General features: G+C 61.2%; 16 protein-coding genes and 1 pseudogene. 11 read left to right on the top strand and 6 right to left on the bottom strand.

Features of this window, described 5'->3' with window-relative positions; translation table 11 throughout:
* Window positions 1–82: 82 nt before the first annotated feature.
* Together gltA and gltX are read right to left on the bottom strand one after the other, a co-directional pair.
* A complete protein-coding gene (gene gltA / locus AC1RLU_RS06280) occupies window positions 83–1,372 on the bottom strand; it encodes a citrate synthase (RefSeq protein WP_061968050.1) in 1,290 nt (429 codons plus the stop codon).
* A gap of 361 nt (window positions 1,373–1,733) precedes the next feature.
* Window positions 1,734–3,155 (bottom strand): glutamate--tRNA ligase, encoded by a 1,422-nt coding sequence (gene gltX, locus AC1RLU_RS06275; RefSeq protein WP_492794529.1) that lies wholly within the window; start codon window positions 3,153–3,155, stop codon window positions 1,734–1,736.
* Between the two features lie 151 nt (window positions 3,156–3,306).
* On the opposite strand from gltX, the gene AC1RLU_RS06270 reads away from it, so the two are divergent.
* The gene (locus AC1RLU_RS06270) at window positions 3,307–4,221 is read left to right on the top strand and encodes a DUF4131 domain-containing protein (protein WP_492794527.1); all 915 of its coding nucleotides are present in this window, start codon (window positions 3,307–3,309) and stop codon (window positions 4,219–4,221) included.
* Between the two features lie 52 nt (window positions 4,222–4,273).
* Entirely contained in the window at window positions 4,274–5,956 is a 1,683-nt protein-coding gene (locus tag AC1RLU_RS06265; protein WP_492794525.1) for a recombinase family protein, read from the top strand.
* A 228-nt stretch (window positions 5,957–6,184) separates the two neighbouring features.
* On the opposite strand, the gene AC1RLU_RS06260 is transcribed toward AC1RLU_RS06265, so the two are convergent.
* Window positions 6,185–6,913: a hypothetical protein gene (locus AC1RLU_RS06260; RefSeq protein WP_492794523.1), complete on the bottom strand. Its 729-nt coding sequence runs from the start codon at window positions 6,911–6,913 to the stop codon at window positions 6,185–6,187.
* Between the two features lie 311 nt (window positions 6,914–7,224).
* On the opposite strand from AC1RLU_RS06260, the gene AC1RLU_RS06255 reads away from it, so the two are divergent.
* The 8 genes from AC1RLU_RS06255 to AC1RLU_RS06220 all read left to right on the top strand — a co-directional run bounded on the left by AC1RLU_RS06255 (window position 7,225) and on the right by AC1RLU_RS06220 (window position 11,492).
* Window positions 7,225–7,959: a DUF6878 family protein gene (locus AC1RLU_RS06255; protein WP_492794522.1), complete on the top strand. Its 735-nt coding sequence runs from the start codon at window positions 7,225–7,227 to the stop codon at window positions 7,957–7,959.
* 2 nt (window positions 7,960–7,961) lie between these two features.
* Window positions 7,962–8,306, top strand: coding sequence for a DUF6915 family protein (locus AC1RLU_RS06250; protein WP_492794521.1), 345 nt, complete (start codon window positions 7,962–7,964; stop codon window positions 8,304–8,306).
* A gap of 268 nt (window positions 8,307–8,574) precedes the next feature.
* Window positions 8,575–8,793 (top strand): hypothetical protein, encoded by a 219-nt coding sequence (locus AC1RLU_RS06245; protein WP_492794520.1) that lies wholly within the window; start codon window positions 8,575–8,577, stop codon window positions 8,791–8,793.
* Entirely contained in the window at window positions 8,786–9,103 is a 318-nt protein-coding gene (locus tag AC1RLU_RS06240; RefSeq protein WP_492794518.1) for a hypothetical protein, read from the top strand. The genes AC1RLU_RS06245 and AC1RLU_RS06240 overlap by 8 nt, the downstream gene beginning before the upstream one ends.
* Before the next feature lies 1 nt (window position 9,104).
* Window positions 9,105–9,491, top strand: a complete 387-nt coding sequence (locus AC1RLU_RS06235) for a hypothetical protein (protein ID WP_492794516.1) — start codon at window positions 9,105–9,107, stop codon at window positions 9,489–9,491.
* A 104-nt stretch (window positions 9,492–9,595) separates the two neighbouring features.
* Window positions 9,596–10,777 (top strand): hypothetical protein, encoded by a 1,182-nt coding sequence (locus AC1RLU_RS06230; RefSeq protein ID WP_492794514.1) that lies wholly within the window; start codon window positions 9,596–9,598, stop codon window positions 10,775–10,777.
* A complete protein-coding gene (locus tag AC1RLU_RS06225; RefSeq protein WP_492794512.1) occupies window positions 10,777–11,013 on the top strand; it encodes a hypothetical protein in 237 nt (78 codons plus the stop codon). The genes AC1RLU_RS06230 and AC1RLU_RS06225 overlap by 1 nt, the downstream gene beginning before the upstream one ends.
* Window positions 11,014–11,015: 2 nt before the next feature.
* Complete coding sequence (locus tag AC1RLU_RS06220) at window positions 11,016–11,492, top strand: hypothetical protein (RefSeq protein WP_492794510.1); 477 nt, start codon at window positions 11,016–11,018, stop codon at window positions 11,490–11,492.
* A 33-nt stretch (window positions 11,493–11,525) separates the two neighbouring features.
* Here the strand turns inward: AC1RLU_RS06220 and AC1RLU_RS06215 are convergent, their stop codons facing one another.
* On the bottom strand, window positions 11,526–11,804 hold the full coding sequence (locus AC1RLU_RS06215; protein WP_492794508.1) for a hypothetical protein: 279 nt from the start codon (window positions 11,802–11,804) through the stop codon (window positions 11,526–11,528).
* A gap of 116 nt (window positions 11,805–11,920) precedes the next feature.
* Between AC1RLU_RS06215 and AC1RLU_RS06210 the strand changes: the two genes are divergently transcribed.
* Window positions 11,921–12,379: a hypothetical protein gene (locus tag AC1RLU_RS06210; protein WP_492794507.1), complete on the top strand. Its 459-nt coding sequence runs from the start codon at window positions 11,921–11,923 to the stop codon at window positions 12,377–12,379.
* Window positions 12,380–12,411: 32 nt separating this feature from the next.
* Here the strand turns inward: AC1RLU_RS06210 and AC1RLU_RS06205 are convergent, their stop codons facing one another.
* On the bottom strand, window positions 12,412–12,756 hold the full coding sequence (locus AC1RLU_RS06205) for an ureidoglycolate lyase (RefSeq protein ID WP_492795230.1): 345 nt from the start codon (window positions 12,754–12,756) through the stop codon (window positions 12,412–12,414).
* Window positions 12,730–13,144 (bottom strand): annotated as a pseudogene (locus tag AC1RLU_RS06200) (transposase); the annotation flags it as partial. The pseudogene AC1RLU_RS06200 and the gene AC1RLU_RS06205, both read right to left, overlap by 27 nt.
* Window positions 13,145–13,241: the final 97 nt, after the last annotated feature.

Below are 13,241 nucleotides of genomic sequence, written 5' to 3'. Positions count from 1 at the left end.
GGGGCGATCACGGCCAATTCACCATGAAAAAAGGCGCGAGGCTTTCGCCGCGCGCCTTTCCGGATAGCCGATATCCCTGCGATCAGCGGCGGCCGATCGGCGGGTAGTCGCGCTGTGCCGAGCCGGTATAGAGCTGGCGCGGGCGGCCGATCTTCTGGGACGGGTCCTCGATCATTTCCTTCCACTGCGCGATCCAGCCGACGGTGCGGGCAACCGCGAAGAGCACCGTGAACATCGAGGTCGGGAAGCCCATCGCCTTGAGGGTGATGCCCGAATAGAAGTCGATGTTCGGGTAGAGCTTCTTCTCGATGAAGTACTCGTCCGACAGCGCGATGCGCTCCAGCTCGACCGCGACGTCGAGCAGCGGGTCGTCCTTGATGCCGAGCTCGTTCAGCACCTCATGCGTGGTCTTCTGCATGATCTTCGCGCGTGGATCGTAGTTCTTGTAGACCCGGTGGCCGAAGCCCATCAGGCGGAACGGATCGTTCTTGTCCTTCGCCTTGGCGATGTATTTCGGGATGTTGTCGACCGAGCCGATCTCCTCGAGCATCTTGAGCGCGGCTTCGTTGGCGCCGCCATGGGCGGGGCCCCACAGGCAGGCCGTGCCGGCCGCGATGCAGGCGAAGGGATTGGCGCCCGAGGAGCCGGCGAGCCGCACCGTCGAGGTCGAGGCGTTCTGCTCATGGTCGGCGTGCAGGATGAAGATCCGGTCGAGCGCGCGCGACAGCACCGGGTTGACCTTGTACTCCTCGGCCGGCACCGCGAAGCACATCCGCAGGAAGTTCGAGGTGTAGTCCAGCGAGTTCAGCGGATACACGAAGGGCTGGCCGATCGTGTACTTGTAGGCCATCGCGGCGAGCGTCGGCACCTTCGCGATCATGCGCATCGAAGCGATCATGCGCTGATGCGGGTCCGAGATGTCGGTCGAGTCGTGATAGAAGGCCGACATCGCGCCGATCGAGGCGACCATCACCGCCATCGGGTGCGCGTCGCGGCGGAAGCCCTGGAAGAAGCGGGCCATCTGCTCGTGCACCATGGTGTGGCGCGTGATGCGGTAGTCGAAATCGGCCTTCTGGGCGGCCGTCGGCAGCTCGCCCTCGAGCAGCAGGTAGCAGGTCTCGAGGAAGTCGCCGTGCTCGGCGAGCTGCTCGATCGGGTAGCCGCGATAGAGCAGCACGCCCTTGTCGCCGTCGATATAGGTGATCTGCGACTCGCAGCTCGCTGTCGAGGTGAAGCCGGGATCATAGGTGAACATGCCCGTCTGGGCGTAGAGCTTGGCGATGTCGATGACGGCGGGGCCGACCGACCCCTCCTTGATCGCCATGTCGACGGTCTTGTCGCCGACCTGGAGCTGGCTGGTATTTCCGCTCATCGATACCGATCCTTTCAAGGCTCGCTGCTGTTCAGCCCCGGTTCCGCCTCTCCGCGCTTGCGCGCCGGGCATCTCTCATCCGAAGGCCGCGATATGACGAACACATGTCGGAAGGAGAAGGGAGAAGTCGGTCCATGTGACTGATTTACAAGCAATATTCGTGCCCGGTCGCGTTGCCGCGGCGCAATGCACATGCGCGTCACTAGACCATTTGCGCAGTGCATTCAACCGAGCCAAAAGGCGGTTTGAACCGCGCTGCGCTCATATCTGCGCGAGCGTCGCCGCTGCCGCCTTTTGCGGGACGGCGGCGGGAACGTCGGGGGTGGATTTCCGCAGGGATGGAAACCCGGATCGGTGCTGTTCACGCAGCCTGGTCGGCGAGCCGCGCCAGCGTCTCTTCACGACCCAGAACCGCCATGACGTCGAAGAGGCCCGGCGACATCGCCCGGCCGGTCAGCGCTGCCCGCAGCGGCTGCGCGGCCTGGCCGAGCTTGAGCCCGCTTTCCTCGACATAGGCGCGCACCGCCGCTTCGAGCGGCGCAGGCGTCCAGTCGTCGACGGCAGCGAGCTTCTCCGCGATCTTCGGCAGGCGCTGGCGCGCGGCTTCGTCGAGCAGGCCCTTGGCCTTGTCGTCGAGCTGCAGCGGGCGCTGGGCATAGAGATAGAAAGCGCTGTCGAGCAGCTCGATCAGCGTCTTGGCGCGCTCCTTGAGGCCGGGCATGGCGGCGAGGAACTTCGCTTCCAGCTCCGGCGAGAGCGTCGGCCCCAGCCCGCGCGCCGGTCCGATCTCCGGCAGGATGACCTTGAGCGCAGCGAGCAGCTCCACATCATCGGACTGGCGCATGTAGAGGCCGTTGAGGTTCTCCAGCTTGGCGTAGTCGAAGCGGGCCGGCGAACGGCCGATCGAGGAGAGATTGAAGGCGTCGATCATCTCCTGCGTCGAGAAGACCTCCTGGTCGCCATGGCTCCAGCCCAGCCGCACCAGATAGTTTCGCAGAGCCGCCGGCAGGTAGCCCATCGAGCGATAGGCATCGATGCCGAGCGCACCATGGCGCTTCGAGAGCTTGGCGCCGTCCGAGCCGTGGATCAGCGGGATATGCGACATGCTCGGCACGTCCCAGCCCAGCGCCTCGTAGATCTGGGTCTGGCGGGCAGCATTGGTCAGGTGGTCGTCGCCGCGGATGATATGGGTGACGCCCATGTCGTGATCGTCGACGACGACGGCGAGCATATAGGTCGGCGTGCCGTCCGAGCGCAGCAGCACGAGGTCGTCGAGATTCTCGTTCTGCCAGACGACGCGGCCCTGGACCTCGTCATTGACCACGGTCTCGCCGGTCTGCGGCGCCTTGAGGCGGATCACCGGCTTCGCGCCTTCCGGCGCCGTCGCCGGATCGCGGTCGCGCCAGCGTCCGTCATAGCGCAGCGGCTTGCCCTCGGCGCGTGCCTTCTCGCGCATCTCCTCGAGCTCGGCCTGGGTCGCATAGCAGTGATAGGCCTTGCCGGCGGCCAGCATCTGCTCGGCGACCTCGCGATGCCGCGCCACGCGCTGGAACTGGTAGACGGTCTGCCCGTCCCAATCGAGGCCGAGCCATTCCAGCCCATCGAGGATCGCGGCGATCGCCGCGTCGGTCGAGCGTTCCCGGTCGGTATCCTCGATGCGCAGCAGCATCTTGCCGCCTTGCCGGCGCGAATAGAGCCAGTTGAACAGCGCGGTCCGGGCTCCGCCGATATGCAGGAAACCGGTGGGCGAGGGCGCAAAGCGCGTGACGACGGCGTTGCTCATGGGAGGAAACTCCGGCCGGGCGGCGTGGGCCGTCCGGGGCAAGACAGGGGATGGCGCAGGTTGAGACATGACAACCGGCGCGCGCCCTGTAACATGGCTTGGCCGGAAACGTTAAGCGGTCAAATCGCAGCGCCGGCAGGGGAGGCGGGCGATGCAGCCGGCGCCGCCGGGGCAGGGGCAATCGGGAAGCTGGCGCGGCGCGCGCGCCGATGCCTTGCCGGCTCGCCTCCATGTCCCGGCCTCGCTGGCGGCAGGTCTTCGCTCCCTGCTTCGGCAGCTTTGGCTTCAGCTCCAGCAAGGCTTCGCGCTTGAGGCCGAAAGACGGCGTCCCTTCCTCTGGCTGCCGATCGCGATGGGCGCCGGCATCCTGCTCTATTTCGCGGCCGATCGTGAGCCGGCGCTCTGGGCGCCGCTGCTCGGCCTGGCCCTGAGTACTGCACTCGCTTTCGCCCTCCGCCTGCGCCGCTTCGCCGCGATGGCTTGCCTCGCCGCAGCCGCTGCTTTCGCCGGCTTCGCCGCCGGGGTCTGGCGCACGGCCGATATCGCCGCGCCGATGCTGGAGCGGCCGCGGATCGGCAAGCTCTCCGGCTTCATCGAGAGCGTCGAGGCCCGCGACAAGGGCGCGCGGCTCGTGCTGCTGGTGACGGAGATCGCCAATGTGCCTCAGCCCGAGCGCCCGAAGCGCGTCCGTGTCAATATTCGGCAAGGCTCCGTGGCACCGGGCGACCATATCATTGCCACGGCGCGCTTGCTGCCGCCGCCGGGACCGGCGCGGGCCGGCGGCTATGATTTCGGCCGTGATGCCTTCTTCCGCGGGATCGGCGCCGTCGGCAGCATCTCCGGCAAGATCGTGCTCGCGCCCGCGCCCCATCCGATGCCGACGCGCCTTGCGATCGATGTGATGATCGACCGCGCCCGCAACACGCTGACGAAGCGCATCGCCGAGGTCGGGGGCGGGCAGGGCGGGGCGGTCGCCGCCGCGCTCGTCACCGGCAAGCGCGGCCTGATCACCGAAGCGACGAACAACGACCTGCGCGCCGCCGGCATCTATCACATCGTGACATGATATCCAATTATGCTAAGTCGGGGCAGCAACAACGATCGCCCGGAAGCCTTTGATGACTATCGTGATTGAGCCCGGAGATAGGCCGCTCGCATTCTCGTACGTACGCCTATCGAGCCGAACCCAAAGAAACGGCGACGGTCATCGTCGCCAGACCGAACTCGCCGCCGCCTACTGCGAGCGCAAAGGGCTCGTGTTGGACCACACCCTGGAGGATATCGGCGTCAGCGGGTTCTCGGGCGCGAACCGTCTGCGCGGCGTCCTCGCTCGGTTTCTTGAGATTGTGAGGTCGGGCCGGATTCCACGCGGCAGTCACCTGATCGTGGAGAGTCTGGATCGCCTGTCGCGGGACAAGGTCATGCTGGCCCAGCGTCTGTTCAGTGAAGTGTTGGAAGCCGGAATCGAAATCCACACGGTCGCAGATGATAGAAAGTACACGTGGGAGGAAGTGAACAGCGATCCCGCACAACTGATCATCAGCCTCTCGATCATGACGAGAGCGCACGACGAATCGCGCATGAAACTCGTGCGTCAGCGCGAAAAGTGGACCCAAAAGCGCGAAAAAGGCCGGGCTGGTATTCAGAAGCTGACCGCTCGCGGACCCCGTTGGCTCGAACTTAATGCAACCCGGACTGAGTTCGAGGAAGTTCCGGCGCGTGTCCAGATCATCCAGCGGATCTTCCGGGAAAGCGAGCAGGGCATCGGCTGCGACGCCATTGCGCGACGCCTGAACTCTGACCGTGAGACCAACCCGGTGAAGTTCGCCACGTTCGGCGGTGGCCGCGACTGGCATGGCGGCACCATCCGGGCATATCTGACCTCAATCGCCGTGCGCGGCCACTATCAGCCGAATCGGATGGAGGTCGTCATGGTGGACGGTGAGCGCACCACCCGCCGCGTCCCGGATGGCCCAGTGATCGAAGATTACTACCCCCCGGTGATTGACGACGATCAGTGGAACCGCACCCGGGCTGCGATGGACGTTCGCCGCATGGCCGGGCCTGCGAATCTGGCCGGGCGTAAGGGCAGCAAGATCGCCAACCTGTTCGGCAGCCTCGCGGTCTGTCTGAAATGCCGCTCGCCGATGAATGTGAGGGACAGGGGCGCGAAGCGCCGCAACCGAGCGTTCTTCATGTGCGCTGGGGCTCGAACTGGTGTCTGCGACAACACCAGCCAGTTCATGATCGACACCTGGGAGCCTGGACTTCTGGAGTTCGTGACCGAGCTTGACCTTCGCGACACCGACCCCGTCGAAGTCCAGAACCTGATCAATGTGGTCGCGGATATGCGGGTGAAACGCGAGGCGCTGGCCAAACGGGTGGACAACCTCCTTGAGATGGTGGTCGAACAAGGATCAGCTCGCGCCCGTCAGCTCGCGGGTGAGGCCGAGCGCGAACTGCGGACTTTGGCCATCGATTTAGCTCAGCAGGAAGAGACGTTGCGTCGGCTACGGGGTGCTGCCCCTCCAGAAGATCGCCAAGAGCAGATGCGCCGGTTGATGAAAACCCAGGCTGACGCCGAGCCGAAGCAGCTATATGCGATCCGGTCAGCGCTACAGCAGACGCTTCGTGAGATTGTGGAGCGCATCGCTTTCGGCGCCCGCGGTGAGGTGTTCGTGATGATCCGTGGCGCGACGATTGGGTATGTTTTCCGCGACGCTCAACTGGTCCGGCGCGTTGAGGATCGAGCAGGGCTTTTGCCAAAGTCTGGCAATGGCTCTGAGACCGATACAGCTTAGCTTAAGTTCCAGCTCTCGTGGCGATTGTGGGGAGGCGCGGTTGCTACAGGCCTCGCCGACCCACTAGGAGGCGGCCTGACGTCTGGCATGCGGTGGTCGATGCCCCGGCGCTCGTCGAGGAGGGGCCCGACCTACGTGGCCAGAGAGTTGACGACTTCGTCATGATCAAGAGCTCAACGAGCGGTCAGAACGCCGGTTGGATGATAGGTTTGCGCGGGGCGTTGCCCGCTACTCGTGGACCCCGCGCCACCGGAGCACAAAATGGAATGCATCGTTCGGGTCGTCAAAGTCGGCTAGGGCCACTCCGCCGTCGAGCGGATAGATCGTTGGCATCTCAAACCATCGACCTTGTCGCGACGTTACCCAGCCCGACAGACCGTGGTAGCTCTCGCCGTCGTCGCCCCGTTGTGGCCCGATGAGAGCCTCTGCCGGCTTAAACGGAAACGCCACTAGGTTCTCGCCGCTGAAGGCGCTAAATCGCTTGCTGGCGGCGGCTTTGATCCGCTTTAGCTGCGACTGATTAAAGTAGTCTGTCCGGACACACGGAAGGCCCTCGCTCGTGGCGAACGCTGAACGATATGTCGTGATCGTCACGCCGCCGTAGGGGAGGTTTGTCTCGAAAGCGGTAGATAGCATCTCTTCGATCCGAGCTCGGCCTTTTTCCGTCAGCAGCCAAATCTTGCGCTTGTTGTTGATTGGATCGGCTGCGCCGTCGATCAGCCCAGCGCCATCACCACCACGAGCGCTCTCGGCGCCCAGTTCCTGCAGTACGCGGTTCACGACCGATATCGACAAGCCCGCGTGCTCAGCAAGCCACGCACTCGTGCAGCCGGGACGCTCTGCAACACCCAGAATGATCAATGCCCAAGCCGTCGGCATCTCCTCAATGCCATGCCTCAGGATCCTGAGCGCCGCACTCAAACTCCTGAGCTGTTCGGCAGCCGTTTGTTTTTGCATGAAGTCTCTTTTGCGTGTTGACGTGCTGATTGGACGGTGTCATAAGGTGGCACGGCCGGCAAGCGAAGTTCGAATCAGCGCTCGCCCGACGGCCTAACATAAACTGACGGCCGTTTTACGTTGTCAGCAATTTATACTGAATAAGCGTCAAGTCATGCAAGGATTCCGTGCGCGGAAGCCTTGGCTGAGCTCGCTTAGATCGATCTCGCTCAAGCCGAAAAAGCGGCAAGAGCTGATCCGTCGCCATTCATTTCCTGTCAACTAGTTGAGAACTGACGATCTGGTCGAGCATCGGCGCAGAACGAAAATACATGACTTTATTGGAGACAAAAATGCCGAACAAAATTTCCTCATATGAAGTATCGTTTCTAATAAAAATCCACGATTTGATCAATGATGACAAGATTGTTGAAGATTTTATGAGAGGTATAGGAGGTAAATTTCTGAAAAAAATAACTGTTACAATGCCAAGAGATCGAATTTATACATATAATATCTCAAGGATATTGGATGATGATGCGATTAGCCAGTTAGAGGTAGGATTGTCTCGCCTGCTTGGTCAGTCGGTTTCTGTGTCCGTGCTAGCCAACGGGGACAACAAAGTCCCAGAAGAGGCCTGCGCTGAGGAAGGGCGAGACCAAGAAGACGAAGAGGCCGAAGAAGAAGATGGCGATTGGAGCGTAAAACTTCGCCGCCAACTATTGAATGGGCTGACCGCAGCGGGCGCCGCAACGGTGTCATTGAGCTACGAAGGCTATGGCGATGAGGGCAATATCGACGAAATCGAAGTATTTGATGCAGATGGAATGAAATTAGATATCGATAAAACCATCGAAGACCAAATTGATACTAAATCAAAAGGGAATATTACTCTACGTAAACTATTGGAGGATTGGTTTTATGATGTTGCATACGAAAATTTTGGAGACTGGGACACCAATGAGGGTTCGTCCGGCGAAGTTTCCATCAATGTAACTTCGGGGGCGATCACGTGTGACCACTCTGCGCGGTACATTGCAACCGACGACCAAACTTTGAGCCTCTGACAATGGCGGATCCTCATCACCATAGCCTCTCGAGTGTACGCAAGTTCGGTGGGCAGGCCTCTGATTATTTGCGCATCCACAGCTGGTTCGATGCAAGCAAATCTGCAAGCTGCGACGGGCGGCACCGCTTGGTGCGCCATCACGCATTTGGCATAGCTGAGTGCATTACGGCTTTTGGTCCGACGCTAATCACTAGCGATGGGCGCACCATTCCAACTCGCTGGGTCGCCCAACAGCATGTCGCCGAAGATTTCGGCGGCTTCATTCCGACGCTCTCCGACTGGATCCAGGCTGTTCAGCTCAAGCCCTGGATGGGACGCGCGGCCAAGTTGTCAAAGATTGACTGACGGCGCCTAGACGGCAAGCCGTTCGCGGGAGCCGTCGGTGACGAGCTCTCAAAATGACCATCAGGTTATGATGACTGACTCCACGAGTCGAGTGTCACTCTAATCGATGTAATCATGAGCACGAGTTGCGCCGTCAATGGCGCAACCTGCGAGATCGTGCCTGAACGAGAGACGATACGAACAATCGTGTCAATGAAGCCTACCTGTTCAGTCGAAGAAATTCTGACGCGAACACCTGACCGAATTCTTCCTTATTCAAAACGGAGAAGTGGATACGATTATCTTCTTTAGATCGGAAGTAGATGATGATGCCGCCAAAACGTCATGGCGTTACCAGTGGGCAGCCAAAAATAACGTCGATGTTAAAAATATGGATCAAGATGGTTTGAATGATGCGGCGTTTGACGACAGTTACGACTGCTACGTCCACTCTGGAACGATTGAGTGTTTTGATCAACCTTCAAGAACGGAAATAAGATATGACTAGAGAAATATACGATGATCCGAACGAGGTGCCGGCTTGCGAAATCTGGACCAAGTTCCCAGGAATCGGCAGTTACAGCGTCGATGACGATCGGGTCACTCATGCTGAAGCGAACGACTACGAATTCATTGTCGACATTACCGATCTGTGGAACTGGGATGCGCCCCGCCAGGAATTCCACGGCGATGAGGGCTTGCCTGCGTCCATACGGAAGCTGATCCCAGACCAAGCAATCTACGACGCCCATTCGGGATGGGTCGTCTTCGAGCGCCGTGAAGATGCCGCGACGTTCGTATCGAATTTGGAGGCATAGCATGATCAATAATGTCGAAGTCGCGGGACCAACCGTGCATCTCAAACTCTACCATGTCGTTGCATGTACCGATGACGGAGAGTCGTTGGACTGGAACGTGCTTGCGACGAGCCATCAAGACGCTCTTGACCGCTTGATCGAATTCCAGGCTCGTGGCTTTTTCAAGCAGCCGCAAGGTCCTATCAGTCGGCAGGCAATTGCTGACGAGGAATGGCACTGCGACGGTATTCGTAACCGGGAAGAACCTGAGGTGATGGTCTGGGAGGTGCGTTTGAAGAAGGCAGATCCGGTAACGGGGTGCATCCCCTGGGACAGCTCGAATAATGGCGTCGAGGGGTTTATACCCGATGTGCTGGCGTCGCTTGAACGTCGTAACGCGCTCATCTAGCAACCGAATTGGGCTTGTCTGTCAGAATGAGTTCGCATCTTTTGCTTGGCAAAGGCGAAATCTAAGCGATGCTCAGTCCGCGTAACAGACGTGGAGAGTGAGCATTGGTACAAGTCGATCGGCAGCCTTTTCATCCCCGTGGCCTCCATGGTGATGTTCTTCAATTTGCCGCTAGGCTCGAAGCCAGCCTGCCACATTTCATACTGAATCAGTATTTCGCCACGGATCTCTCGCGTCAGGTGGTAGCTTTGGCGGCGGCTGCGATCGACCTTGATCATCCCAAAGCGTTTCTCAGTCGTGTCGAGGAGTGCGCGCCGGACGTCTTCGCGGGAAGCCGGCATCTTGATCCGCTGGCACAGGTCGCTCGCGCTCTGATCCAGATGAAGCCAGTCCAAACGCTCCAAGCGCTCTACGGCAGTTGCCCTCAAGGTCTGGTCGGCCTCCTTGCTCGCGTCGGCGGCGCGCCGTTTCACCGGAAAGAGCTCTACCGGGTGGCATTCGACCTGTTCGCTCGCCCGGAGAATCGAAAGCGCGCCAAGGCGCTTGGCCAACTCACAGGATTGGTTCGGCCCGAACACGTGCTGATGGCTGCGGAGCTAGATGATGTGCTGGTGCACCGTGCGGTGCTCGAGCGGGCCAAGCCTCTTGAAGTGCCGGCGCTGAACTCGTTTGTCGTGCTGCTTCGCACGCTCTGCGACGCCAGCGACGAGGATGTGCGCGCCAGTCTGGATCAATTGCCTGCGAACGTCAGAGGCGTGACGATCGGCGAATGGGCTCAGACGTGGCTTAAGAGACAGGTTCGACTGCCGGTGCCGATCCCGATCCCCGCTGATGATCCGGATCTGAAGGTTCGGATCGGAGCCGATCAGGAGAGCCTGGGGCGTCGTTTCAGGAATTGCGCGAGTAGTCTCTTGTCGTTCGCTTTCACCGGCGAGCGCGCACTGGTCGAGTGGGTGAGGGAAGGCGAGGAGGCCGTCGCCGATCTGGCACTGGTTCGGGCTGGTTCAGAGTATCGTTGGCAGTGCGAGACCCTGTTCCGACCTCGCAACCGGCGGGTCAGCGCGACGGTCGCCGGCGCGATCCGGCAGCGCTTCGACGAACTCGGGATCCTGTATCGCATCAGCCCGCTCTCGTCGGATGATCAGCCCGGCCTGCACGGTCTCCTCGATCATTTCCCCAGCACGATTTTTGTCGAGCGGCCCGCCGTGCCCCGTGGCGAAGACCAGGATGTGGAGCGGCTGCTCGACGAGTTGGAGACGGAACTGCACGGCGAGGAGGCGGCGTAATGGACGCTGTCGCCCACTACGATACAGTACCTGCGCGCCAAGTCGTCCGTGACCGACACGGCATCGTGGTCGGCTCGATCGAGCTTCAACGCCTATCGGGCAAGCTGATTGCGCGAACCAAGCAGGGCACGCTCGCCGGCGTCTATGATTCTCGATCGAGCGAGACGCGTGATCACCGCGGCAGGTTGATCGGTCGCTCAAACCTGTTGCCGGTTTTGCTCTTTGGCAGGCGGTGAACATGCGGGCGCTCGTCGTACTCGTCGCACTGGGATGGCTGATATCGCTGCCGGTGTGGGCTGGAGTGCTGCTGATCTGCATCGCGGTAGCAGCTCTGCTCGGCGGATGGTGGCTGCACGTTCGCGGCGGCATTGACGCGACGCGACTGCCTCAGCGACGAAACGATGTCGATCCAGCCTACGTGAGCGCTCTCGAGACCATCGTCGCCGAGGCCGAGGCAGAGATTGAGAGACTGAGGGCTGCAGCGAGCCGTGGACCCGCTTCAGCGAATTGCCCCGCCGAGGCAGAGCGTATCGCGCTCTATCGGCGTGTGGGGCTGTCGCCGGGCGCTCCAGAGTTCGTCGTTGCCGCCGCGCAAAAGGCTTATCGCGCGCGATTGCACCCGGATCGTCATCCGCCGCGGTTAAAGTTGGAGGCCGAAACGCGCTTCAAGGCAGCCGAGGCAGCGTTCGCTGCAATCGCGGCGCAAGCTCGGTAACCGAGTATCGAAGGCCGAAGAGTTTGACGGACGTCAGAACCGGTAGCGGAACCAGTCCGCGTCCTGGATATCTGCAAACCTGTATACCTTGCCGACTTCGACACCCCGTTCTCGGAGGTCATCGACCCAGAACGACCCGCGGCAATTCTCAGCAAGCCATTGCCGGCGCTCGCTCAACTGCCTGAGGAACTCATCGTCCGGCATCAGGCTGCGGAGCAGGCCGCGCTGCCGGACGGTGTGCGGATGGCTTCGGCGACGGGCTTCGGCAAGCGCGACGCATTGTTCCTGATGGCCGGGGTAGGGCGGTTGCATCCACTATTTAGCCCAGCCATCGAACGGCTAAATACGGGATGCCATCATCCTGTTCATCCGCGCACCGCTGCGCTCGACCGTCTTGTCCAGCCTGTGCCTGGAGATACTCCTTGCACATGACCCGCCGCATTGAAGCAGTGGAGCCGCGACGCCTTTGTGTCATTGGAATGGGACGAGCGACTGGCAGCTTTCCTGATGTCGGGAGACGTAGGCGGGCAATCCATAACGTCCTTGCCTACCAACGACTCCGGTCTGCATGGTGGAAAAGCGTCGGACTGTGGCTCTGGTGGAATGGCAACAGGTTCAATGGCGTCGTCGAGCTCGGCTCGGTCACAGCGGAAGAGTTTGGCACGGCCTTCCGGGATCATGGTCCAGTGGCGCTCCGCTCGATCGAACCCGCTGGCATCCGGGTCGAGATCTACACTGCGGCGCTTGGCCTCGCCCCGCTTTCAGTTGGCGTGCGAGCGGGTCGATATCAGCCATTTAAGATCTCGATCTCCCCCTCTGCTGGTGTGACGAATGGAGCGTCGATCGTCGAAAAAAGCACGATCGAGCCCATGCCGATGCTCGTCTAGCTCCCGATTCCGACGACGAGTAGGCTGCGCACCTAGACTAATGCCCTGGGCTCGATCGCGAGGATCTCGCAGTCGGTTACCGTCCCGTTTTGCCAGGACTGAACCAGAAAGCTGGCATCCGTGCCGACCGCCATGATCGGGTGGTGCCAAAGGCCACGTCGGTAGATCATCCCCTGCGAGGCGGTGCACGAGAATGCCGCGAGGGTCGAGATGCGCCATGCCGTCTTCTCTGGCTTGGCTGAGGATGACGACGTGGCCAGCTGGATCGAATTCACATGCCGCTCCAGCATAGTGATCGCCAGGTCCGGTTGCTGCCGCTTCGCCTCGAAGATCGACGTGACCTGCCGCAGCGCCCAGGCACGAACCAGATCACACATCGCCTGATGGCCTTCGTCGGGCATCCACACCACCGCGAGTTCGCCAGCCCGCAAAAAGCCTCGCCAAGGCGATGGCGTCGCGCCTGTTGGTATTGACGCGGTCCCCCGGCTTCCTCGGAATGAGTGACGATGCGACCACCGTGCAGGGGTAGCTGATCGACGTGATGAGGCGATGCAGCCGGTACCCCGTCGGTCCAGCTTCGTAGCAGAAATGTGCGCGGTCGCAGCTTGCAGCGATCCGCGTGACCACCCTACGCATGCTCTCTTCTACGGCGTCAAGCTCGCCGAAAAAGCGCACCTCGCCGCCGCGCTCGCTGTCAGCGACGGCAATGGCGTTCCGCACCTTCGCCACATCGATCCCGACAAAAACCTCGCTACAATGCCCCACAGCTCGTCCTCCTGCGGTGAGGATCGGCTCGGCCACTCCGAGCAACCCTCGAAGGCGCAGTGTAGGGCGAGCCACCTCGGCTCAGCGGGCGTACGAT

Source organism: Allobosea sp. GW822-FHT05A11, from assembly GCF_058800455.1.
The sequence above is the reverse complement of the archived record's forward strand: the minus strand, read 5'-3'. Positions and strand labels throughout refer to the sequence as shown.